Source organism: Congzhengia sp. (assembly GCF_037235575.1).
Taxonomy (GTDB): domain Bacteria; phylum Bacillota; class Clostridia; order UBA1381; family UBA9506; genus Congzhengia; species Congzhengia minquanensis.
In genome coordinates, this window is record NZ_JAXUNN010000039.1 from 53,835 (window position 1) to 74,986 (window position 21,152).

Below are 21,152 nucleotides of genomic sequence, written 5' to 3' on the forward strand. Positions count from 1 at the left end.
GAAAAACAATGTTTGGCGCTTTAAAAAAGAATAAAGAAATTCCGGTTTATGCCCCGATGAACGGCGTGGCTACGGCACTGTCCGACGTGCCTGACGAGGCGTTTGCCGAAAAAATGCTGGGCGACGGCGCGGCTGTTTTGCCTGACGGCGGCGAGGTATTAAGCCCTGTTGACGGGGTGGTGGCAGACGTAACTGACACAAAGCACGCTTTTTGCATTACAACCGACGATGGCACAGACCTATTGCTGCACATTGGCGTGAACACAGTGAATTTAAAGGGCGAGGGTTTTTCTGTTTTTGTGTCTGACGGCGACCATGTAAAGGCCGGGGACAAAATTGCCCAGGTGGACTTAGAGCTGTTAAAGAAACACGGCCTTCCCCTTGAAACGCCGGTGCTGCTGACAGAACCGGAAAAGACGGAAGTTGTGAAAACCAATTCAGGAACCATGCACGCGGGAAAAGATGTGCTGTTTACCTATAAGAAAATATAAGGAGAGATTTATTATGAGCAAATCTGGTAACGGGGGCGCTTTCGGCGTATTGCAGAGAGTCGGGCGCTCATTCATGTTCCCAATTGCGCTTCTGCCTGTGGCGGGACTGTTATTGGGCATTGGTTCGTCGTTTTCCAACCCAACGACGATTGAGCTTTACAATTTAGGATGGCTTTTGGGCGAGGGAACGGTTTTAAACATCATTCTCTCCATTATGGCGGCAACGGGTAATGTTATCTTTGGCAACCTGCCGCTGATTTTTGCCATGGGCGTAGCCTTAGGAATGGCAAAGCAGGAAAAGGAAATTGCAACCCTTTCTGCAGCAGTGGCGTTTTTGGTTATGCACATGACCATTGCCACGCTGTTAACCCTAACCGGACGGATTGATACGCTTCAGGAGGGCGCGACGGGCAGCGTTTTGGGGCTTGAGTCTTTAGAAATGGGCGTGTTCGGCGGTATTATTGTTGGTTTGGGCGTAGCCTGGCTGCACAACAGGTTTTATAAAATTGAGCTGCCAAACGCCATTTCGTTTTTTGGAGGTACAAGGTTTATCCCCATTATTTCCACCATTGTTTACATTTTAGTCGGCGTGGTAATGTTCTTCCTCTGGCCGGTCATCCAGAAATGGATTTACGCACTAGGAGACTTGGTAACAAAAAGCGGATATGCCGGAACGTGGATTTACGGTATCATTGAGCGTGCCTTAATTCCGTTCGGCCTGCATCACGTGTTCTATCTGCCGTTCTGGCAGACGGGACTCGGCGGCACCATGATGATTGACGGGGCGAACATTGCCGGTGCGCAGAACATCTTTTTTGCGCAGCTTGCGTCGCCCAACACCACGCGGTTCAGCGTGGACGCCTGCCGGTTTATGACCGGTAAGTTCCCATTTATGATGTTCGGTCTTCCCGGCGCCGCGCTGGCAATGTACCAGTGCGCACGGAAAGACAAACGGAAAGCGGCGGGCGGCCTTTTGTTCGGCGCGGCGCTGACCTCGTTTTTGACAGGTATTACCGAACCGCTTGAGTTCACATTTCTGTTTGTAGCGCCGCTGCTGTATGTGGTGCACTGTATTTTGGCCGGGCTTTCGTTCATGCTGATGCATGTGTTTAACGTGGCGGTGGGCATGACCTTCTCCGGCGGATTTATCGACCTTTTGCTGTTTGGTATTCTGCCCGGCAACGCGAAAACCAACTGGATTTATATTGTGATTGTGGGGATTGTGTATTTCATTATCTACTACTTCCTGTTTGGATTCATGATTCGCAAGTTTAATTACAAAACGCCGGGCCGCGAGGAGCTTGACGAGGAAACCAAGCTCTATACCAGAAAAGATTATAACGCCAAAAAGGAAAAGGGAGGCAAAGCGGAGGAGAAAGAAGAGAAAAGCGTTCGCGCAGCAAATATTTTAGAGGGTCTGGGCGGCAAGAACAACCTTTCAGACATTGACTGCTGCGCCACCAGGCTGAGAATTACGGTGAAAGAGCCAGACAAGGTAAATGACGCTGCGCTGCGCGCCACAGGCGCCTCGGGCATTATTAAAAAGGGCAACGGAATTCAGGTAATTTACGGCCCCAGGGTCACGGTTATAAAAAGTGAATTAGAAGACTATTTAGGCCACATCGAAGAAGTGGATGAAGAATAAAAGAGCGATATGCGCGGGCGAAAAAGCCCGCGCTTTTTTTATTGAAAAAAAGGAACGGTTGTGATATACTTGTTTCGTAAAAAACAGAAAGGAAGTGCGCCATGCTGTTTCAAGACGAGCGGTTCGGCCTTTTTGTCCACTGGGGAATTTATTCTGTGGGCGGCTGGCACGAGCAGGAGCAGTGGAGAAGGGGAATTTCAAAGCAGGAGTATATAAAATATAAAGACCAATTTAACCCCGAGGGCTATAGCCCCGACCGGTGGCTGTCTTTGGCAAAGGAGGCGGGGATGCAGTATGTTGTGTTCACTGCAAAGCACCACGACGGGTTTTGTATGTGGGACACAAAATTTTCGGATTATAACGTAATGCATACCCCCTATGGGAAAGATATCTTAGCCGAGGTAGCAAAAAGCTGTAAAAAATATGGGTTAAAACTTGGAATTTATTATTCCGTGCCCGACTGGAACTGCCCATATTCGGTCAACTACGGCGGCGACCACCAGCTGGCAGAGCCGAATGCGGGTGACACGCCGGACGAGGAAGCCTATAAAGATTACATAAAAGACCAGATGACGGAGCTGTTAGGCGGCAGATACGGGGAGATTTCCGCACTGTTTTGGGACATTCCGCCGGTTCATCAAGACGAGTCGGTGAACGAGTATGTAAGAAAGCTTATGCCCGGCATTTTGATTAACGACCGTGGGTATTCAGCCGGGGACTACAGCACGCCGGAGCGGGAAGTGCCGAAGAACAAATCCTTTTCAGGGCTTACCGAGGCCTGCCAGTCCGTAGGCAGGGAGAGCTGGGGCTTTCGCAGAAATGAGGACTATTTGTCCCACCTGTTTTTAGAAAGCGCCATTGACGCGGTAATGTGCAAAGGGGGAAACTATTTGTTAAACGTTGGCCCCGATGCACGGGGTTATTTGCCAAAACAAACGGAAGAAACCCTCAAACAGGTGGGAAGCTGGTTTCACCGTGTTTCGGAAAGCTATTTCGGAGCGAAGCTGGTTGACGTTGGGATTAACCAGGCGATTAACGATGTTACAGTGACGAAAAAAGATAACTTTTTGTATATTCATCTGCCTGCGCCGGCCGAGTCGGATGGGCTTGCGCTAAAGCCCATCAGCGTTCTTCCCAAAAGTGCGGTGGTGCTGAACAATGGGCAGGAATTAAACTGTGAGCTTGCCTACATGCCCTTTTATTTTTTTGCCGGCGGAGCAGAGGCGGAATATCTTCATGTAATGGAAATTCCGGTGAACAAGCTGGCAGGAGAAGTGATTGTACTCAGGTTAGAGTTTGAGAATTTGGACGAAATGCTGGGGAAACTTGAACAAACGGACACAAATATTATTTTATAATGCAGAAAGGGGTTAAGACATGAAACAATATGCAATCGGCATGTCCACCTGCGGAGAATTGATTTGCCCGGAGGACTTTTTAAAATACGCCAAAGCAGGCGTTTGCAAAATGGAACTGTCGTTTCCCTGCAATGCGTATAGCGGCATTGACTGGGCGGCCTTAAAACGCGGGGCAGACAGCACGGGGGTCGAACTGTTTTCCGTTCATCTGCCGTTTTCTATGGAATCAAATCCTGCCCAGTTAGACGAATCAGTGCGGCAGGCGGCAGTGAAAAATTTTAAAAATGTTATGGCAAAATCGTCTGTTACGGGGGCGGGTGTTTATGTAATTCACGCAAGCTCCGAGCCAATTTTAGATGCGGACAGGCCTGCTGCCATGAAAAACGCTAAAAAGAGCCTGGCGGAGCTGGCAGGCTTTGCCCAGCAAATGGGGGTGCGTATTGCGGTGGAAGATTTGCCCAGAACCTGTTTGGGAAAAAACTCGGACGAAATTTTTGAGCTGATTTCCGCCCACGAGAATTTATATGTGTGCTTCGACACCAACCATTTGCTTGGGGAGGATATTTCGGCGTTTATCGAGCGCGTTGGCGGAAAAATCATTACAACTCATGTTTCCGACTATGATTTTATCGACGAGCGGCATTGGCTTCCGGGGCGGGGCAGCATCAACTGGCCGGAATTGATGGACGCATTGGACAACGCGGGCTACAACGGTCCGCTGATGTATGAGCTGAAAATGGGCAGGCTCACTCCTGAGGATTTTGTGCAGAACGCACAGGAGCTGATGGAGCGCAGACCGCTGACAAAACGATAATAGCGGGAGGATAAAATGGAATTTCATGTGAAACAATTACTGCAGCAGGGAGGGTATTCCTGTGTGATTTTGTCGGAAGACGGAACGGTGTTTCAAAGCAAAAAAAGCGGGATTGCACCCCTGATGGATTTTATCATAAAAAGCCAAGACAAGGCCCGGGAGGCAGCGGACAAGGTTGTGGGCAAATCTGCGGCGCTGCTGTTTTTAAAGATGGGCGCCAGGCGCGTTTACGGCCAGGTGATGAGCGAGCACGCAAAAAAGGTGTTCGACGCACACGGCGTAAACTACTCCTACGGCCAACTGGTGCCCTACATTGTAAACCGGCGGGGCGACGGCATGTGCCCCATGGAGGAAACCGTGCTTGAAACAGACGACGCGGAAACCGCCTATTGCCTGCTTTGCGAAAAGCTGAAAGAAATGAGAAATAAGGAGGGAACTCAGGCATGAAACAAAGTGAATGGAACGGATTTAAACGATTCGACTTTGACTTTGAGGGCAGAGAAACAACTGTTGTTTTTGCAGAAGAGGAAAACAGAACGGACAAATGGCTGTTAAAAGCCGAATATTTCGACGCGTTTCCCGAAACGGAACTTGCGCTCATGCGTCAGGGCTACAATTTGGTATATTTAAAAAATACCACACGGTGGGGGCACAGTGACGACTATGAAAAAAAGTTTGCGCTATCAAAATTTTTAACACGCGAGTTTGGTTTTTGCGCTTCCTGTGCAGCGGTGGGCATGAGCTGCGGCGGGCTGCATTCGGTATATCTTGCTGCCGCACACCCCGAAATGGTTTCGGTGATGTATTTAGACGCGCCAGTGATGAATTTGCTCAGTTGCCCGGCCTATATGGGGCTGTCGCCGTCGTCAAAGGAGGCGGGTGAGAGCTTTTGGAACGAATTTTACGCGGCAAAAGGCATTTCCCGCTCGGAGCTGATTTGCCGCCGGGACCACCCAATCGACATGGCCCACATTTTGCTTCAGCATAAAATCCCGATTATTTTGGTTTCAGGTGACAGCGACAAAACTGTGCCATACTGCGAAAACGGCGCGCTTTTAGAAAAATATTATAAAGAAAACGGCGGGGAAATTGAAGTTTACATGAAAAAGGGAGGCGACCACCATCCCCACGGTCTGCCGGACATTTCGACGGTTGTGGATTTTATCCGTCGACACTATTGATTGTGTTTTTCTTGACAAATTCTATTAAAATATGTATAATATTCCATAGAATAGAAATCATAAAATTATGATGTGCAATAGGAGGAAACAAAATGTTAGTTAGCGCAAAGGAAATGCTTTTAAAGGCAAAAAAAGAAAAATATGCAGTGGGCCAGTTTAACATTAATAATTTAGAGTGGACGAAGGCAGTTTTATTAACGGCGCAGGAATGTAATTCGCCGGTTATCTTAGGCGTGTCGGAAGGCGCGGGAAAATATATGTGCGGCTACAAAACCGTTGTAGGAATGGTAAAGGGCATGATTGAAGAACTGGGGATTACCGTTCCCGTTGCGCTCCATTTAGACCATGGAAGCTTTGAGCACGCATTAAAGGTCATTGAAGCGGGCTTTTCGTCTGTTATGTTCGACGGTTCCCACTATTCCATTGAAGAAAACATTGAAAAGACCAAAGAGGTCATCCGCCTGGCGCACGAAAAAGGTCTTTCTGTGGAAGCTGAGGTTGGCTCCATCGGCGGCGAGGAAGACGGCGTTGTCGGCGGCGGCGAGGTTGCAGACGTTGCCGAGTGCAAAATGATTGCCGATTTGGGCGTTGATATGCTGGCTGCCGGCATTGGCAACATCCACGGGAAATATCCTGAAAACTGGACGGGACTCCGGTTCGACGTGCTGGAAAAAATCAGCGAGGAAACTTCTCCCATGCCGTTAGTTCTGCACGGCGGCACAGGTATTCCGGCGGACATGATTCAAAAAGCAATTTCGCTGGGAGTTTCTAAAATCAACGTGAACACAGAATGTCAGTTAAGCTTTGCAGAAGCCACCAGAAAATATGTGGAAGCCGGCAAGGATTTAGAGGGCAAGGGATTTGACCCAAGAAAGCTGTTGGCCCCCGGAACAGAAGCAATTAAAGCCACAGTGAAAGAAAAAATGGAACTGTTCGGCTCTGTAAACAAGGCATAATTAAAAAACTATAAGCGGCGCTTTTTTAGCGCCGCTTATTTTTATGTCATTTTACGGTATGGCTTCCAGTCAAAATTATCCACAACCGCTTTCACGCTTTTTAAAACAGGCTGTTCTTTGGTGGAAAGCCCGTCGTGGGCCTGCACGCATAAATACATCACACAGCCCAGCATAGGGCCAATCATGCGGTGCATTTTGCAGAATCTTCCGCCAGACAGAAATAAAAACGGAATGCCTAATTCTTTTTTTAAAGCGGCGGTAGCGACCAAATTTTCCAGCATTTCTTCTTCTGTATTGGACGCTGTTACAATTTTTGAAATATCCGCACCGCGCCTTTCGTGTTCTTTTGCGATTTCAAGCACCTGTTCTGCTTTTCGGAATTCAAGCACATGGGAAGACATTAACACCTCGCCTTGCCTTTGATGAATGGCGTCAATCAGTTTTTTCTGCTTTTCAATTGCGCTTTTATTTTTTGTAAGCTCAAAAGGCGCGGGGTCATAAAAATCGCCCATCACGTCTACCAGCGACGCGCCGGCGTCGAGTGCTGTTATAAGCTCTGCTGCCCGTGCATCATCCGTTACGTTTTTGCTGTGGCTGTGGCGGTAGTTGGTGATGTAAACCGGTTTGTCCTCCATATAGGAAAACACGGTTTGATAGGTTTCAGCGTTTCGAAACTCCGGCTTTAGCTTTTCAATTTGAAAACCAAAAGCGTCGGCCCCGTCAAACACGGCGTTTCGAATTTGCGCAATGGCGCATTCCGGCGTTTCTACTTGAAGCATGCAGGTCAGCAGAGGTCTGCTATGGCCTAAAAATGATGGTTTCATGTTTTTTATCTCCTTTCCATGGCATATCTTCCGCCGTCAATAAAATGATTTGTGCCTGTTATGAACGCCGCCTTGTCGGAGGCAAGGTATAAAATAAAGTCTACCACCTCCTGGGGCTGCGCCGCCCGGCCCTGAAGTGTTTTCATAGATGCCATGCCCGGGCGGGTGAGCACCGGGCCGGGAGACACGCAAACAACCCGCACATTATATTGCGCTCCATACCGTGCCAGCGACTTTGTAAGCCCGTTCATCACGCCGCTTTTGGCGGTGGAATAGGCCACGTTGGCCGAGCATCCCTCCTCTCCCGTGATGGAGCCAATGTTTATGATAACACCCTGCTTTTGCTTTGCCATTTGTTTCATTGCAGCGTGGTCAAAATAGAATTGGCCTTTTAAATTCACGTCGATGCCCCAGTCATAAACAGAAATGGGCATATCTTTAAACTCCTCGTGGTGGTTTAACACCCTTGTTTCCGCGCCGCCGGCGCAGTTGATTAAAATGTCGACAGCGCCAAAGACGCTCACCGCGGTTTCACAGGCGGCCGTTACCTGCGCGTAGTCCCGCACATCGCACACGGCAAATGCCGCCTTGCCGCCGAAAGCCGTAATTTCAGCGGTTTTTTCTTTCAGCGCCTGCTCGTTTATGTCTGCCAACACCACGTTAGCCCCTTGGCGGGCAAAGCACTGTCCGCACAGCAGACCCATGCCGGAAGCACCGCCGGAAATCAGCACAGTCTTGTTTTGAAATTGCATGTTACACGCCTCCTTTTTCTTCATTATATGAAATTGACAAACAGAAAAAAAGATAGTATAATATCAGAAAACAACATAATTCTACTGAGGAGGGCTATTTATGGATATGCACAATATTCCCGTTCCCCTTTATTTTAAAGCGGAGAAATACCACCGCCAAAGCAAACTGGAAATTGACGATTTTTCAAAGCTTCCGCGGCCGTTTTACACCATTTGCCGTATTCATGACGGAACGCTTTTTATGGACGGAAAAACCGGAACGCTGAGGCTGAAGAGCGGAGACATGTTTCTCCTGCCAATGGGAGAAACCTATGTGGCCCAGTGGCGCGGCAACCCAGGCGCGGTGTTTTCCAGCATCCATTTTACTTTTGCGCCTCAAAATGACCCGCTCAGGTTTCGTACCTATCCGCTGCAGCAGATTGAATGTGTGGACACGGGTAAGGAAAATATTGAAGACCTTTTCAGCGGGATTATTCAACACTGCGCAAAAAATGGGTTTGAAGTTTTTGACGCGGTTGCGAAGTTTTACGCCCTGTGCCACGCTGTGTTTACCGCTGCAGATTTTGAAATGGCGCGCCCCATTGACGAATCCGTAAGAGCGGCGGTAACCTATATTGAGCAAAATTTTAACCGCCCCATTACCGTGGGCATGCTGGCAAAACTCTGTAACTTCAGCGAATCCCGGTTTTATTATCTGTTTAAACATAATATGGGAATGCCTCCTATGGAATATAAAAATAAAATTGCGGTGCGCCGTTCCATGCAGTATCTTATTGAAAATCCTGCGGTCACCATTGAGGAGGTCAGCGCCAAGTGCGGCTTTTGCAACTCCTCCTATTTTAGAAAGGTGTTTTTTCATGTCACAGGCACAACGCCGTCTGCCTGCCGGCGTTTAAGTTGGGATTAAGCACATTTTCTTGCCGAAAAAGGTTGTACTTTATCAGATTATATGGTAAAATATATAGGACAAAAATTTTTGTTTGAGGTTACATATGGTATTTTCCAGTATTTTCTTTATATTTTATTTTCTGCCTGCCATTTTGGCGGTATATTTTTTGGCGCCCAAACGTCACAGAAATCTTGTGCTGTTTTTGGGCAGCCTGATTTTTTATGCCTGGGGCGAGCCGGTGTATGTGGCGCTCATGCTGTTTTCCACCGCGTTTAATTATTTTGCAGGCAGAAAAATAGGACGAACGGAACAGCAGGCACAAAAAAAGCGGGTGTTAACCATTTCTGTTGTGGTGAACCTGGCAATTTTGGTGTTTTTTAAATATACCAACTTCTTTTTGGGACTTATAAATGCCGCGCTGCCCTGGGATATTCCCTACCTAAATCTTGCACTTCCCATTGGGATTTCGTTCTACACGTTCCAAACCATGTCATATGTAATCGACGTGTACCGCGGCAAGGTTGCGGCGCAGAAGAATTTTATCAATTTCGGCACCTATGTTACCCTGTTTCCCCAGCTCATTGCCGGGCCGATTGTGCGCTACAGCACAATTGAAAAGCAGCTCACCAGCAGGCGCGAAACCATAGAAGGGTTTTCGTCGGGACTTATGTGCTTTGCCGCGGGGCTTGCCAAAAAGGTGCTGATTGCCAACAACATTGGTCTTTTGTGGGACTCTGTTCATGCAACGGCATTGCCTGAGCTTTCGGCGCTTTCGGCGTGGCTGGGCATCATCGCCTTTGCGTTTCAGATCTATTTTGACTTTTCCGGTTATTCCGACATGGCAATTGGTTTAGGCCGCATGTTCGGGTTTGAGTTTGAGCAGAATTTTAACTATCCCTACATTTCAAAATCTATTACAGATTTCTGGCGCAGATGGCACATCTCCTTAAGCACGTGGTTTAAAGAATATGTCTATATTCCGCTGGGCGGAAACCGGGCAGGCAGAGGCCGTGCGCACTTAAACATTTTAATTGTTTGGGTGTTAACAGGCTTCTGGCACGGTGCAAGCTTTAATTTTTTGGCATGGGGGCTTTATTACGCCCTTTTATTAATGCTGGAGAAGGATGTTTTGGCAAAACTGCTGAACAAGCTCCCTAAGGTGGTGGGAACGGTTTACACACTCTTTTTCGTGCTCATTGGCTGGGTGCTGTTTGCGTCTGACAGCTTAACGGAAAGCATTGGATATTTAAAGGTGATGTTCGGCTTTTCCGGCGCAGGCGCGGTTTCGCCAATGTTCTTTTACGACGTTTTGTCCAACATGGTGCTGCTAGTAATCGCCGCGGCAGCGTCGTTGCCGTTTGGGGCAAAAATTGGCAGGCGCTTTGTTCAAAAAAGCCCGGCAGCCGCCGTAATTCCCGTTGCTGTTGCGCTGATTTTGTGTACGGCTTACTTGGTGGACGCAGGCTATAACCCGTTTTTATATTTCAGATTTTAAAGCAGGGGAGGGAGAAATTTGAATAAGCATGAACGAAGAAACGCCTGCAGGCGGTTTAACAGTATTTTTGTGTTCAGTTTTTTAGTGCTGGTGCTGTTTAACATTCTCCAGCCCAAAGAGGAATATTCCCAGCTGGAAAACCGTTATTTGCAAAAATTTCCGGAATTAAGCGCAAACAGCGTTTTAAGCGGACAATATATGAAAGACATGGAAGCTTATGTAAGCGACCATTTTGCCTTTCGCAATTTTTTTGTTGTGTTTAAGTCGAAAATGGAATATCTTATGGGAAAAAAAGAGAACAACGGCGTTTATGTATGTAAAAACGGCTATCTGATGGAAAAACCCAAAACGTTGAACGACGGGCTGATTGAACAAAACATCAGTGCGGTGAAAACCCTTTATAACACAGACCGGTATAATGTAACAGTTTCGGTGGTACCCCCGGCCTATGAAATTTTAAAAGACGATCTGCCTAAAAACGTTTACCGCGACACCATTTTAAAGCTGAACGCAAAACTAAACGACGCATTTGCAGGCACGGGTATTGTTTATGCCGACCCCACGGAGCTGTTAAGAAAGCATAAGGATGACTATTTATACTACCGTACAGACCACCATTTAACCTCCAACGGTTCCTATGTGGTGTATCATAATTTGGCTAAGACGCTGGGATTCATACCGCTGAGCGGCGACGATTTTAAAATTTCAGACGTGTCAAGAGAGTTTCTGGGCACAACCTATTCAAAATCCTTAAAAAAGACTACGCCGGACGTTATTTGTGACTACCGTCCCTTGGAAACGCCGCGGTTTAAGGTGAAGTTCCCCTATGAGGGCACAGAGGCGGACTCTATGTATTTTCCTGCCCATCTGAAAGAAAAGGACAAATACTCCTATTTTTTGGACGGAAACCACGCCTTAACCGTAATTGAAAGTCCCAACAAAAACGGGAAAAACCTGGTGGTGCTGAAAGATTCTTATGCCCACAGCATCGTTCCGTTTTTAGCAAACCATTTTGAAACAATTCACATGATTGACCTTCGCTATTATAACGATGATATTATTAAATACATGGGCGATAACGACGTGAAAGACGTTTTGTTTTTATATAGTGCGTCTTCTTTCATGTCGGACGAAACCATTCAGAAAACGGCGGCCTATGCGGAAAATTCCGCTTATTTAAACCAGGGCGTTGGTATGGTGTTCCGCACGAAGCCGGTTGGTGACGGATATTTTAAAAACACCGCATTTATCGGCGATTCGTTGACCGACGGGTTGAAAGATTATGCCAATCTGCCTGACGCGGAGTTTCTCTGCGGCACGTCTATGACCATTGACGCTTTAAACACCCGACAGGCACCCGGCGGCGGCACCATAATGGACCGGATTCAGCAGGGCGGATTCGAAAAGGTTTATATTATGCTGGGCGCAAATGAATATGTGGTGGAATCTAACAAGGAAAAGTTTATTAAAAAGTATGGCGCGCTGATTGATACGGTGAAAACGCATAACCCTGGCGCGATTGTTTATATTCAGTCCATTCTGCCCGTATCTGAGCAGGAGCAGGAGAGCGGTTATTTAAAAAACGACGAAATTAAACGGTATAATCAGGCGCTGCTTGCGCTGGCAGAGGAAAAAGAGGTTTATTACATTGATGTAACCCGGGCGGTTACCGACGATAAGGGGAACTTAATTTCCGGCAGCAACACCGATGGGACGCACTTAAACAAAGAATATTATTTAAAATGGCTGGACTATTTAAAAACCCACACGGTGGGAGCTTCGGCAGAAGACGGAGCAGGCGGTGAAAGCGAAGAAGAATTGAAAACCGACATAGATATTAAAGGCCTTGCTCAAATGGTTTTGCAGAACGTGGCGTTTCACGACTCGTTGGGAGAAATCAGCAGGCGCGTGCTGTATGCATCATACGGGCTGGATGAATCTATGCTGGCAAACGCCGCAGGCTACCGCGGAGGCGGAGCCACGGCAGAGGAAATCGCCGTTTTTGAGGTGAAAGATGAAGGCGACGGGTCAAAAGTAAAGCAAAAGGCAAAAGACTACATTGAGAGCAGGAAAAACAGCTTTCAGAATTATATTCCGAAGGAAATGCCAAAGCTGAACCGCCCCTTTATTTATGCAAACGATAAGCTGGTTGTTGTGTGCATAGCAGATGACTATGGAAAACTGGAAAGCAAAATAAAAGCGTTTATAAAGTAAAGAAACCCCGCGTTATTTTACGCGGGGCTTCTTTTTATTCAGTCTTTATTTTTAGATGTTTTGTTTAAAATAATTGTAACCAGCATGATGACGCCGATAACGATTAAAATGCTCAGCATGCCAATTCCCATATATTTTAAGTTAGCTATAAATTCAAAAGGGCGAAATGTCATAATTTTTGCCTCCTAACGCAAGAAAAAGTTTAAAATCAATCCGCCGGCGATGACCGAAGCAATCTGCCCGGAAACGTTTACACCGATGGAGTGCATTAAAAGAAAGTTCTGCGGGTCTTCCTTTAAGCCCATTTTATGAACCACACGGCCGGACATGGGGAAAGCCGAAATTCCCGCCGCGCCAATCATGGGATTGATTTTTTTCTTTAAAAACAGGTTTAAAAACTTTGCAAACAAAACGCCGCCGGCTGTGTCAAAAATAAACGCCACAAGGCCTAATCCTAAAATCATCAGCGTATCTACCGCCAAAAAATCGGCCGCCTGCATTTTAAATGCAATGGTAATTCCTAAGAAAATAGTAATTAAGTTTGCCAAAACTTTTTGCGCCGTTTCGGAAAGGGAGTTTAACACGCCGCATTCGCGGATTAAGTTGCCAAACATTAAAAATCCTACTAAAGCAACTGATTCCGGCGCAACCAGTCCCGCAATGACGGTTATGATAATTGGGAACAGAATTTTTGTGCGTTTGGAAACCGATTTTTGTTCATAGGGCATACGGATTAAACGCTCTTTTTTAGTGGTGAGAGCACGGATAACCGGGGGCTGGATAATGGGCACCAAGGCCATGTAAGAATATGCCGCCACCATAATGGCGCCTAAGTATTTTGAGTGCAGCGCATTGGCAACCACAATGGACGTGGGGCCGTCTGCCGCGCCGATAATTGCAATGGATGCCGCGTCGTTAATGTCAAAAAACATGGACGCCAAACATAGAGTGAAGAAAATTCCAAACTGTGCCGCCGCACCGAAAATCATCAGCTTAGGATTGGAAAGAAGCGGGCCGAAATCGATCATTGCACCAATGCCAATAAACAGTATCAGCGGAAACAGCTCGTTTGAAATACCGGCCTCAAACAAAGTTTTTACCGTTTCCACAGCGCCGGAATTCGGCAGGTTTACCAAAATCGCGCCAAAGCCGATGGGCAAAAGCAATGTGGGCTCCATGTCTTTTTTTATGGCAAGGTAAATCAGAACACCGCCGATAACCCACATTACCGCTTGCTGCCAGGTTAACTGCAGCAAGTTTGAATAAAGTATTTCCATTGAATAAAACCTCCGTTAAAAATTAAAAAACATTCTCATTATTTTATGATGAAGCAAAATAATGATTGCGTTTGCGGTGCGCGCAGCGCAACGACTACATTTATTATACCATGCGCCCAAATTGGTGTCAATTGGAAAATGTCATGTTTTGCGCGATCTTAACGGCGGAACGCCTTTGGAGGTATGCCAAACTGCTTGGTGAAAACCCGTGTGAAATACATCTGGTCCGAAAAGCCTACACTTAGCGCAATTTCTTTTACGGTTAAATCGGTCTGCTTTAACAGCACGCAGGCGTTCCGAAGGCGCAGGGCTGTAATGTAGTAGGTTGGAGTCATGCCGGTTTTTTGTTTAAACAACACTCGGAAATGGCCGCAGCTTATGTGCTCCAGGTTTGCCAGGTCTTTGACAGAAATGGGTTTTGCGTAGTGCTCGTCAATATACCGAAGGGAAGCACTCAGTGTAACTCCGTCCCTGTTTTCCTCTAACAGGGAAGCTGCCGCCCGGCCAAACAGGGTGCACACATCAACAAGCTTTGAAACAATAGAGGTGTGAAACAGAAAGTCCCGCTCCATAAATTCTGCAAATAACTGCTGAAAGGCACTTAAAATTCGCTCGTCTACCGAAACGTTTATAGGCCTGTTTAAGGGCAGGCGTGCGTTTTTCAAAAGCGCTTCCGCTTTTGTCCCGGTAAAGTGCAGCCAAAAATAGTCCACATGGGTGCCGGGCTTGTTTTTATACATGCAGGGCGTTTTCGGCGGAAAAATCATGAGCTGGCCGCTTTTGAAAGCACAGTTTCTGCCGCCGAACGCAACGCTAAGCTCCCCGCGGCACAGATACATTAAATAAAAATCTTCCCGGCCCTTTTCATGGCCGCCGGAAAAATCGACCTCAAAGGAGCAAACCCCGGCGCAGTTCACATACAGCGGCCTGTCGGTCAGACAGCGGTTGCCGTTCTCAATGTCGATGTCGTCGGTGTAATAGGCTTTGTTGTCCATAAAACTTACCTCGTTAAAATCGTTGTTTTGTCCATAAGTGTGTTTGCTGTGTGCATAGAAAAAAATAAAGTTTGGTGCTATATTATTAGTGTAAGGGAACGGAAGAAAAAAATCAAGTAAAAATGAAATATTTGTTGTGTGCAAGGAGGAGAAATATGAAAAAATCTATGAATGCATGGTCGGCAGCCGCCGACGAAAGCTTTGAAGAAATGTTTTCCCACCTTTCTGCCTGCGGTTTTGCAGCGGTGGAACTGAATGTGGACGAACCGGGCCATTCGGCCCACTCATTAACCATGGAAACAAGCGAGGCAGAGCTTTTTAAAATCCGCGAAACCGCCGCGCAGTTTGGTTTAAAAATTGCCAGCGTTTCCACCTCGCTTTACAATGGCACATTGGGAGCAAAAGACGCAGCAGAGCGGGAAAAGGGCAAAAATATTTTAAGAAAACAGATGATTTGTGCAGACGCGCTGGGAACTGATAGTGTGCTGTGCGTTCCCGGGTTGGATGTTTCCGGAGGTGCGTCTTTAAAGGAGGCGTTTGAGGCTTCTTATCTGGCCCTCTCGGAAATGAAGCAGGAAATTGAGGATAGCCAAATTTATGTATGTTTAGAAAACGTGTGGAACGGGTTTTTCACCTCGCCGAACGACATGGCGGCCTTTATCGACCGGCTGAATTCCCCCTATATGAAAGCCTATTATGATGTGGGCAACACCGTTGCGTTTTCTGACACGGTTTCGTGGATTCATATTTTGGGAAAAAGGATTCAGAGAATTCACGTAAAGGGATTTAAACGGAACGGCGGCCTGAACAGCGGCGGCGATTTTGTGGATTTGCTTTCCGGCGACATCAACTGGCCGGCTGTGACGGAGGCGCTTTCCGCTGTTGGGTATGACGGATATTTGACGGCAGAGGTATCTCCCACAAGGGAATACAGCGAAATGCTGACGTTTTATAAAGAGGTGTCTGCTCAGGAGGACGCCATTTTGAAAGGAGCTTTGTTATGATGAAAGTAGCAATGATTGGCTGTGGCGGTATTGGAGAATATCATTTATCACATTTAACCACTTTTGGCGACATCGCACAGTTAGCGGGCTTTTGTGATTTAATATTGGAAAGGGCGGAAAAGTTTGCGCAAGAAACCGGCAGGGGCGCAACGGCTTATACAGATTTTCGCGTTATGCTTACGGAAGTAAAACCAGACGCGGTGTTTGTGTGCGTGCCGCCCTATTGTCACGGCGAAATTGAAGAAGAACTCATCAATCGAAACATCGACTTTTTTGTGGAAAAGCCCCTGACGTTAGACATGGAGCTTGCAAAATCCATTGAAAAGCGGGTGGCAGAAAAAGGGCTTGTTACAGCGGTGGGCTTTCAGTGTCGGTATGACATGCTTGCAGAGCATATTAAGGAGTTTGTAAGGCAAAACCCCATCCCCTTTGTGGACTGCACGCGGTTTGGTTCCATTCCCGAGGTGTTTTGGTGGAAGGATAAAAAGCTTTCCGGCGGACAGTTGGTGGAGCAGACCATTCACCAGCTGGACTATATCCGGTATGTGCTGGGAGAGCCGGAAACAGTGTTCTCCATGGCGGCGAGAGGCTTTGTGGAGGCAGCGGACTATGACACCGACGACTTGAGTGCAACAGTGGTACGGTTTGAAAATGGGGCGCTGGCCACCATTGGAACGGGGTGCTATGCAGAAAGCGGCGATGCGTTCGACTCGAAAACCGTTTTCAGCGCCAAAGATAAACGTGGTGAAATGAAGCTGTTAGACACCTTTGAAATATTTGGCGGGCAACAGCAGGAAGAAAACGAAATTGGAAATCTGGTGGTGAAGGGGGACGGGGGACTATCCAGCGTGTCGAAAAACGGCTTGGTTTATCAAAACGAGGGCGACCCGGGCTTTTTGTGCGACAGAACCTTTTTAGAGGCTGTGCTGTCCCGCGATCTAAGCAAAATCCGCTCCACCTACAGCGACGCTTTAAAAACGCTGGCCTTTGGTTTGGCCTGCAACAAATCTATGGAAACGGGACTTCCTGTGCATGTGCAGGATTTGTTAAAATAGTTTCCGGCAAAGTTTGCCTTGACCGATAACCTTCGTTGTGCTAAAATGGTGAAAACAGGGAAGGGAAGTTGATTATATGAGCAATGTAAACATCATAGCAAACCACGCCCATGTGTTTCCGAAAAGTTTCCGGGAGGATGGGACGGTTGACAGTTTAAAAGCGTTGATGGACGAATGCGGCATTTTAAAGGCCGTGGCCTTTGCGCCTTTTTCGGACATGGTGGAAAACCCCAACCGCTGGCTTGCTGCGGAGTTAAACGGCGAAGACCGCCTTTTGGGATTTGGGACAGTGGATTTTTCGAAGGAAAACATAAAAGACCAGGTAAACGAGATTTTTGCACTGGGGTTTCGCGGCATAAAGCTGCACCCTGCCTATCAAAAATTCAGTCTGGTGAGTGAAAAGGCCTTTGAGGTTTACGGGCAGGCAGAAAAACTGGGGCTCCTGCTATCGTTCCACACAGGCATTCACTGGCACAGAATTCAGGATTATAACGTAATTCTGCATGATGAAATTGCCTATCATTTTAAAAACTTAAAGTTTACCATGGAGCACGTGGGTGGTTATGCCTATTTTGACCAGGCGGTGGGGGTTTTGTGCAATAACCCAAAAACCACCTTTGCAGGTCTGACCAGCGTGTTCGACTGGGAAATGAACAAATTTTGGTATTTAAACGAAAACAGACTGAAAGATTTAATTCACTTAATTGGCGCGGAGCGCTGCATATTTGGCTTAGATTTTCCCTATAACGATGCAGAAAAAACAAAACACGGCATTGCCGTTTTAAATGGCCTTGGGCTGACGGACGAACAAAAGCAAATGATTTTTGGCGGCACGCTGACGCATCTGTTGGGCATTTAAAAAGAAGCACCCCGAAAGAAAGCCCTTCGGGGTGTTTTTATGGTTATTGTTCAGTTCGGATGGTGAGCTTTTCACCGTCGTAGTCTACAACCATTTTGGTGTCGGGCAGCAAATCCTGTGCGATAATGGTTTTTGCAATGAGCGTTTCCACCTTGCTTTGCAAAAAGCGGCGGAGGGGTCTTGCTCCGTAAACCGGGTCGTAGCCTGCGTTAATGACATAGTCCTTCGCACGGTCGGTTAAAACTACGTCTAATTGCTTGTCGCGGAGGCGGGCACGTAAGCTTTCTATCATCAAATCTACAATTTTTTTGATTTGGTCTTTTAGAAGCGGCTTGTAGAACACAATTTCGTCCAAACGGTTTAAAAATTCGGGACGGAAATTTTGCTTTAACAAATTTTCTACCTCGTCAATTGCTGTTTGTGTGATATTGCCGTTTGTGTCAATGCCCTCAAGCAGATAGGACGAGCCTAAGTTGGAGGTCATGATAATAATGGTGTTTTTAAAGTCCACCGTACGGCCCTGAGAGTCGGTAATGCGCCCGTCGTCTAACACCTGTAGCAGAATGTTGAATACGTCGGGGTGTGCCTTTTCAATCTCGTCAAACAGAACAACCGAGTAAGACTTTCTGCGCACGGCCTCGGTGAGCTGACCGCCCTCCTCATAGCCCACATATCCCGGAGGTGCGCCAATTAATCTGGACACAGAGTATTTTTCCATATATTCGCTCATGTCAATGCGAACGATGTTGTTCTCGTCATCAAACAACGCTTCAGCCAACGCTTTGGCAAGCTCGGTTTTACCCACGCCGGTGGGCCCCAAAAACAGGAATGAGCCAATGGGGCGGTTGGGGTTTTGAATTCCGGCACGTGAGCGGAGAATTGCGTCTGAAACCTTGTCCACTGCATCGTCTTGGCCGATAACCCGTTTGTGCAGAATTTCCGGCAGGCGCAGAAGCTTCTCGCGCTCACCCTCCATCAGACGGGAAACGGGAATTCCCGTCCAGCGGCCAACAATTTTTGCAATTTCTTCGTCGGTTACCCGGTCGCGGAGCAGGCTGGACGAATTACTTTGGGTCTGTTCTGCTAACTCTTCCTGTTTTTCCAGTTCTTTTTGCAGCTCGGGCAGCTTCCCATATTTTAATTCCGCCGCGCGGTTTAAATCGTAACTGCGTTCCGCCTGCTCAATTTCGCCATTTAATTTTTCAATTTCTTCCCGCAAACCTTGCACCTTGTTAATTGCCACCTTTTCGTTTTCCCATTTGGCTTTCATTTCCTTAAAGCTTTCCCGCAGCTTGGAAAGGTGCTCCGAAAGCTCAGAAAGCCGTTCTTTCGACAGGTTGTCGCTTTCTTTTTTTAAGGCGGCCTCTTCTATTTCTAACTGCATAATCCGTCTTGAAATTTCGTCCAGCTCTGCAGGCATAGAGTCCATTTCTGTGCGCACCATGGCGCAGGCCTCGTCGATTAAGTCAATGGCCTTGTCTGGCAGGAACCGATCGGAAATGTATCGGTTTGAAAGCACCGCGGCGGAAATCAGCGCGCCGTCCTGAATTTTCACGCCGTGGAAAACCTCATACCGCTCTTTTAAGCCACGAAGAATGGAAATAGTGTCCTCCACGGTAGGTTCTGCCACTAAAACAGGCTGAAACCGGCGCTCTAAGGCAGCATCTTTTTCAATATATTGGCGATATTCATTTAAAGTGGTTGCGCCAATACAATGCAGTTCACCCCTTGCCAGCATGGGCTTTAAAAGGTTTCCGGCATCCATTGCGCCGTCTGTTTTGCCTGCACCCACGATGGTGTGAAGCTCATCAATGAAGAGAATAATTTTCCCTTCGCTCTTTCGAATTTCCTCCAAAACCGCTTTTAAACGTTCTTCAAATTCGCCGCGGAATTTTGCGCCGGCAACCAGCGCGCCCATGTCAAGGGAGAAAATCTGCCGGTCTTTTAAGTTGTCCGGCACGTCGCCGGCAACAATTCTGCGGGCAAGCCCCTCGGCAATGGCAGTTTTACCCACGCCGGGCTCGCCGATTAAAACCGGGTTATTTTTCGTTTTACGGGACAAAATGCGGATGGTGTTGCGGATTTCGTTGTCCCGGCCGATTACGGGGTCTAACTTGTTGTTTCTTGCAAGCTCCACCAAATCCTGGCCGTATTTTTTCAAAACGTCGTAGGTGGCCTCCGGCGCGTCGGAGGTCACGCGGGTGTTGCCCCGCACTGTGGCCAAAACCTTCATAAATTCTGACGATTTAATTTGAAAGCGTTTTAAAATCTCTTTTACCGCCGGGTTTGGGCTGTCTAAGATGGACAGCATAATGTGCTCAACCGAAACATAGTCGTCGTTCATATGGTCCGCCTTTTTCTCGGCGTTTACCAAAACCTTGTCCACGTCTTGAGACACATACACCGAGCCCGACTCCCTGCCGCTGCCGGAAACCTTGGGCAAACGCTCAATGGCGGTTAAACTGTTTTGGCGGACGGCTCCGTCATCAATGTTCATCTTTTTTAAAAGCTGTGAAATCAGGCCGTCGGCGTCTTCCATTAAGGCGTAAAACAGGTGCTCCTCCTCAATTTGCGCATTGGAATATTCAATCACCTTATTCTGCGCATTTTGGATTGCCTCCAGCGATTTTTGTGTTAATTTTTGTGCATTCATAGGTCAAATCCCCTTTCTTTTCTCAATTCATTAAATTCGTAATTTGGTTTGTTTTAAATAGGTTCGATAAACTGCGGCTGCGGCGTCTACGGCCTCCTCTGCGTTGGGCAAGCAGCCGAAATATGCGTTTAAAGCTGTGTCGAACATCGTGATAAAGTCTTTAATTGCTTTGCCCGTTTCCCCAGCGGAATATTCCAACCCCTCCGGCACGGCCAAAAGTCGGGAAAACCTGCCCGGCTCTGTTTTATAGTTTACGCCTTCTGGTGCAAAAGATTTCTCAAGCTGGCAAAAAACGTAAAAAAATCCGTCCAGCGCGTCGGTAAAGCTTTCACTCTGGGTGCGGAAGCTGACTTTTAGCACGCCGATTGCGTGCCTGGTTTTGTGGGTTAGCTCCACAGAATAGCGCACAGTGGGGTTATATTTATAAGAAAGAGAGCTTAACAGGGACATCATTGCGTCCGATGGTTTTTGCTTCATTCTGAAATTATCCTGCAGGGCAATTTGCTCCAAACTTTCAAATATATCGCGGATACGCATTTCCGGTGTGGTACAGGAGAGATGCGCGGCCAAAACTTCGTTTATCAGCGCACTGCGGCTTAAGCCGCGCTTTGCGGCCGCTTTGTCTGCCGCGGTTACCACGTCGTCGCTTAAAACCAGACTATATACGCTTTTTTTCATCAATGGCACCGC

At 47.3% G+C, this 21,152-nt stretch carries 19 protein-coding genes and 1 pseudogene; 13 read left to right on the plus strand and 7 right to left on the minus strand.

The window, feature by feature from the left end; translation table 11 throughout:
* Window positions 1-8 precede the first annotated feature (8 nt).
* The 7 genes and pseudogenes from WIG73_RS09785 to fba all read left to right on the plus strand — a co-directional run bounded on the left by WIG73_RS09785 (window position 9) and on the right by fba (window position 6,445).
* Entirely contained in the window at window positions 9-491 is a 483-nt protein-coding gene (locus WIG73_RS09785; protein WP_249310926.1) for a PTS glucose transporter subunit IIA, read from the plus strand.
* Between the two features lie 13 nt (window positions 492-504).
* Window positions 505-2,136 (plus strand): PTS transporter subunit EIIC, encoded by a 1,632-nt coding sequence (locus tag WIG73_RS09790; protein ID WP_337400366.1) that lies wholly within the window; start codon window positions 505-507, stop codon window positions 2,134-2,136.
* Between the two features lie 98 nt (window positions 2,137-2,234).
* Window positions 2,235-3,494, plus strand: a pseudogene (locus tag WIG73_RS09795) (alpha-L-fucosidase); the annotation flags it as partial.
* Window positions 3,495-3,513: 19 nt separating this feature from the next.
* The gene (locus WIG73_RS09800) at window positions 3,514-4,308 is read left to right on the plus strand and encodes a sugar phosphate isomerase/epimerase family protein (RefSeq protein ID WP_337400368.1); all 795 of its coding nucleotides are present in this window, start codon (window positions 3,514-3,516) and stop codon (window positions 4,306-4,308) included.
* Between the two features lie 15 nt (window positions 4,309-4,323).
* Window positions 4,324-4,755, plus strand: coding sequence for a DUF1893 domain-containing protein (locus WIG73_RS09805; RefSeq protein ID WP_337400369.1), 432 nt, complete (start codon window positions 4,324-4,326; stop codon window positions 4,753-4,755).
* Complete coding sequence (locus tag WIG73_RS09810) at window positions 4,752-5,489, plus strand: alpha/beta hydrolase-fold protein (RefSeq protein WP_337400370.1); 738 nt, start codon at window positions 4,752-4,754, stop codon at window positions 5,487-5,489. Before WIG73_RS09805 ends, WIG73_RS09810 begins: the two co-directional genes overlap by 4 nt.
* Before the next feature lie 92 nt (window positions 5,490-5,581).
* The gene (fba, locus tag WIG73_RS09815) at window positions 5,582-6,445 is read left to right on the plus strand and encodes a class II fructose-1,6-bisphosphate aldolase (protein ID WP_249310920.1); all 864 of its coding nucleotides are present in this window, start codon (window positions 5,582-5,584) and stop codon (window positions 6,443-6,445) included.
* A 41-nt stretch (window positions 6,446-6,486) separates the two neighbouring features.
* On the opposite strand, the gene WIG73_RS09820 is transcribed toward fba, so the two are convergent.
* Complete coding sequence (locus tag WIG73_RS09820) at window positions 6,487-7,269, minus strand: type I 3-dehydroquinate dehydratase (RefSeq protein ID WP_337400371.1); 783 nt, start codon at window positions 7,267-7,269, stop codon at window positions 6,487-6,489.
* Window positions 7,270-7,274: 5 nt separating this feature from the next.
* Window positions 7,275-8,021 carry an SDR family NAD(P)-dependent oxidoreductase gene (locus tag WIG73_RS09825; RefSeq protein WP_337400372.1) on the minus strand — a complete coding sequence of 249 codons (747 nt, stop codon included), beginning with the start codon at window positions 8,019-8,021 and terminating at the stop codon, window positions 7,275-7,277.
* Window positions 8,022-8,121: 100 nt separating this feature from the next.
* Here WIG73_RS09825 and WIG73_RS09830 point away from each other — a divergent pair, with 100 nt between their 5' ends.
* The 3 genes from WIG73_RS09830 to WIG73_RS09840 all read left to right on the plus strand — a co-directional run bounded on the left by WIG73_RS09830 (window position 8,122) and on the right by WIG73_RS09840 (window position 12,619).
* On the plus strand, window positions 8,122-8,928 hold the full coding sequence (locus tag WIG73_RS09830) for an AraC family transcriptional regulator (RefSeq protein WP_337400373.1): 807 nt from the start codon (window positions 8,122-8,124) through the stop codon (window positions 8,926-8,928).
* Window positions 8,929-9,013: 85 nt separating this feature from the next.
* On the plus strand, window positions 9,014-10,405 hold the full coding sequence (locus tag WIG73_RS09835; RefSeq protein ID WP_337400374.1) for an MBOAT family O-acyltransferase: 1,392 nt from the start codon (window positions 9,014-9,016) through the stop codon (window positions 10,403-10,405).
* Between the two features lie 18 nt (window positions 10,406-10,423).
* The gene (locus WIG73_RS09840; RefSeq protein ID WP_337400375.1) at window positions 10,424-12,619 is read left to right on the plus strand and encodes a DHHW family protein; all 2,196 of its coding nucleotides are present in this window, start codon (window positions 10,424-10,426) and stop codon (window positions 12,617-12,619) included.
* A 38-nt stretch (window positions 12,620-12,657) separates the two neighbouring features.
* On the opposite strand, the gene WIG73_RS09845 is transcribed toward WIG73_RS09840, so the two are convergent.
* The 3 genes from WIG73_RS09845 to WIG73_RS09855 all read right to left on the minus strand — a co-directional run bounded on the left by WIG73_RS09845 (window position 12,658) and on the right by WIG73_RS09855 (window position 14,891).
* Window positions 12,658-12,792 (minus strand): oxaloacetate decarboxylase, encoded by a 135-nt coding sequence (locus WIG73_RS09845; protein ID WP_249310914.1) that lies wholly within the window; start codon window positions 12,790-12,792, stop codon window positions 12,658-12,660.
* Between the two features lie 12 nt (window positions 12,793-12,804).
* Window positions 12,805-13,896 carry a sodium ion-translocating decarboxylase subunit beta gene (locus tag WIG73_RS09850; protein ID WP_249310913.1) on the minus strand — a complete coding sequence of 364 codons (1,092 nt, stop codon included), beginning with the start codon at window positions 13,894-13,896 and terminating at the stop codon, window positions 12,805-12,807.
* A 158-nt stretch (window positions 13,897-14,054) separates the two neighbouring features.
* Window positions 14,055-14,891: an AraC family transcriptional regulator gene (locus tag WIG73_RS09855; RefSeq protein WP_337400376.1), complete on the minus strand. Its 837-nt coding sequence runs from the start codon at window positions 14,889-14,891 to the stop codon at window positions 14,055-14,057.
* A 155-nt stretch (window positions 14,892-15,046) separates the two neighbouring features.
* On the opposite strand from WIG73_RS09855, the gene WIG73_RS09860 reads away from it, so the two are divergent.
* The 3 genes from WIG73_RS09860 (at window position 15,047) to WIG73_RS09870 (ending at window position 17,809) form a co-directional block, all read left to right on the plus strand.
* Window positions 15,047-15,895 (plus strand): sugar phosphate isomerase/epimerase family protein, encoded by an 849-nt coding sequence (locus tag WIG73_RS09860; protein ID WP_337400377.1) that lies wholly within the window; start codon window positions 15,047-15,049, stop codon window positions 15,893-15,895.
* Window positions 15,892-16,950 (plus strand): Gfo/Idh/MocA family oxidoreductase, encoded by a 1,059-nt coding sequence (locus WIG73_RS09865; protein ID WP_337400378.1) that lies wholly within the window; start codon window positions 15,892-15,894, stop codon window positions 16,948-16,950. Before WIG73_RS09860 ends, WIG73_RS09865 begins: the two co-directional genes overlap by 4 nt.
* A gap of 76 nt (window positions 16,951-17,026) precedes the next feature.
* A complete protein-coding gene (locus WIG73_RS09870) occupies window positions 17,027-17,809 on the plus strand; it encodes an amidohydrolase family protein (RefSeq protein ID WP_337400379.1) in 783 nt (260 codons plus the stop codon).
* Window positions 17,810-17,852: 43 nt separating this feature from the next.
* Here the strand turns inward: WIG73_RS09870 and clpB are convergent, their stop codons facing one another.
* Window positions 17,853-20,462, minus strand: coding sequence for an ATP-dependent chaperone ClpB (gene clpB / locus WIG73_RS09875; protein WP_337400380.1), 2,610 nt, complete (start codon window positions 20,460-20,462; stop codon window positions 17,853-17,855).
* A 30-nt stretch (window positions 20,463-20,492) separates the two neighbouring features.
* Window positions 20,493-21,140 carry a CopG family transcriptional regulator gene (locus tag WIG73_RS09880; RefSeq protein WP_337400381.1) on the minus strand — a complete coding sequence of 216 codons (648 nt, stop codon included), beginning with the start codon at window positions 21,138-21,140 and terminating at the stop codon, window positions 20,493-20,495.
* Window positions 21,141-21,152: the final 12 nt, after the last annotated feature.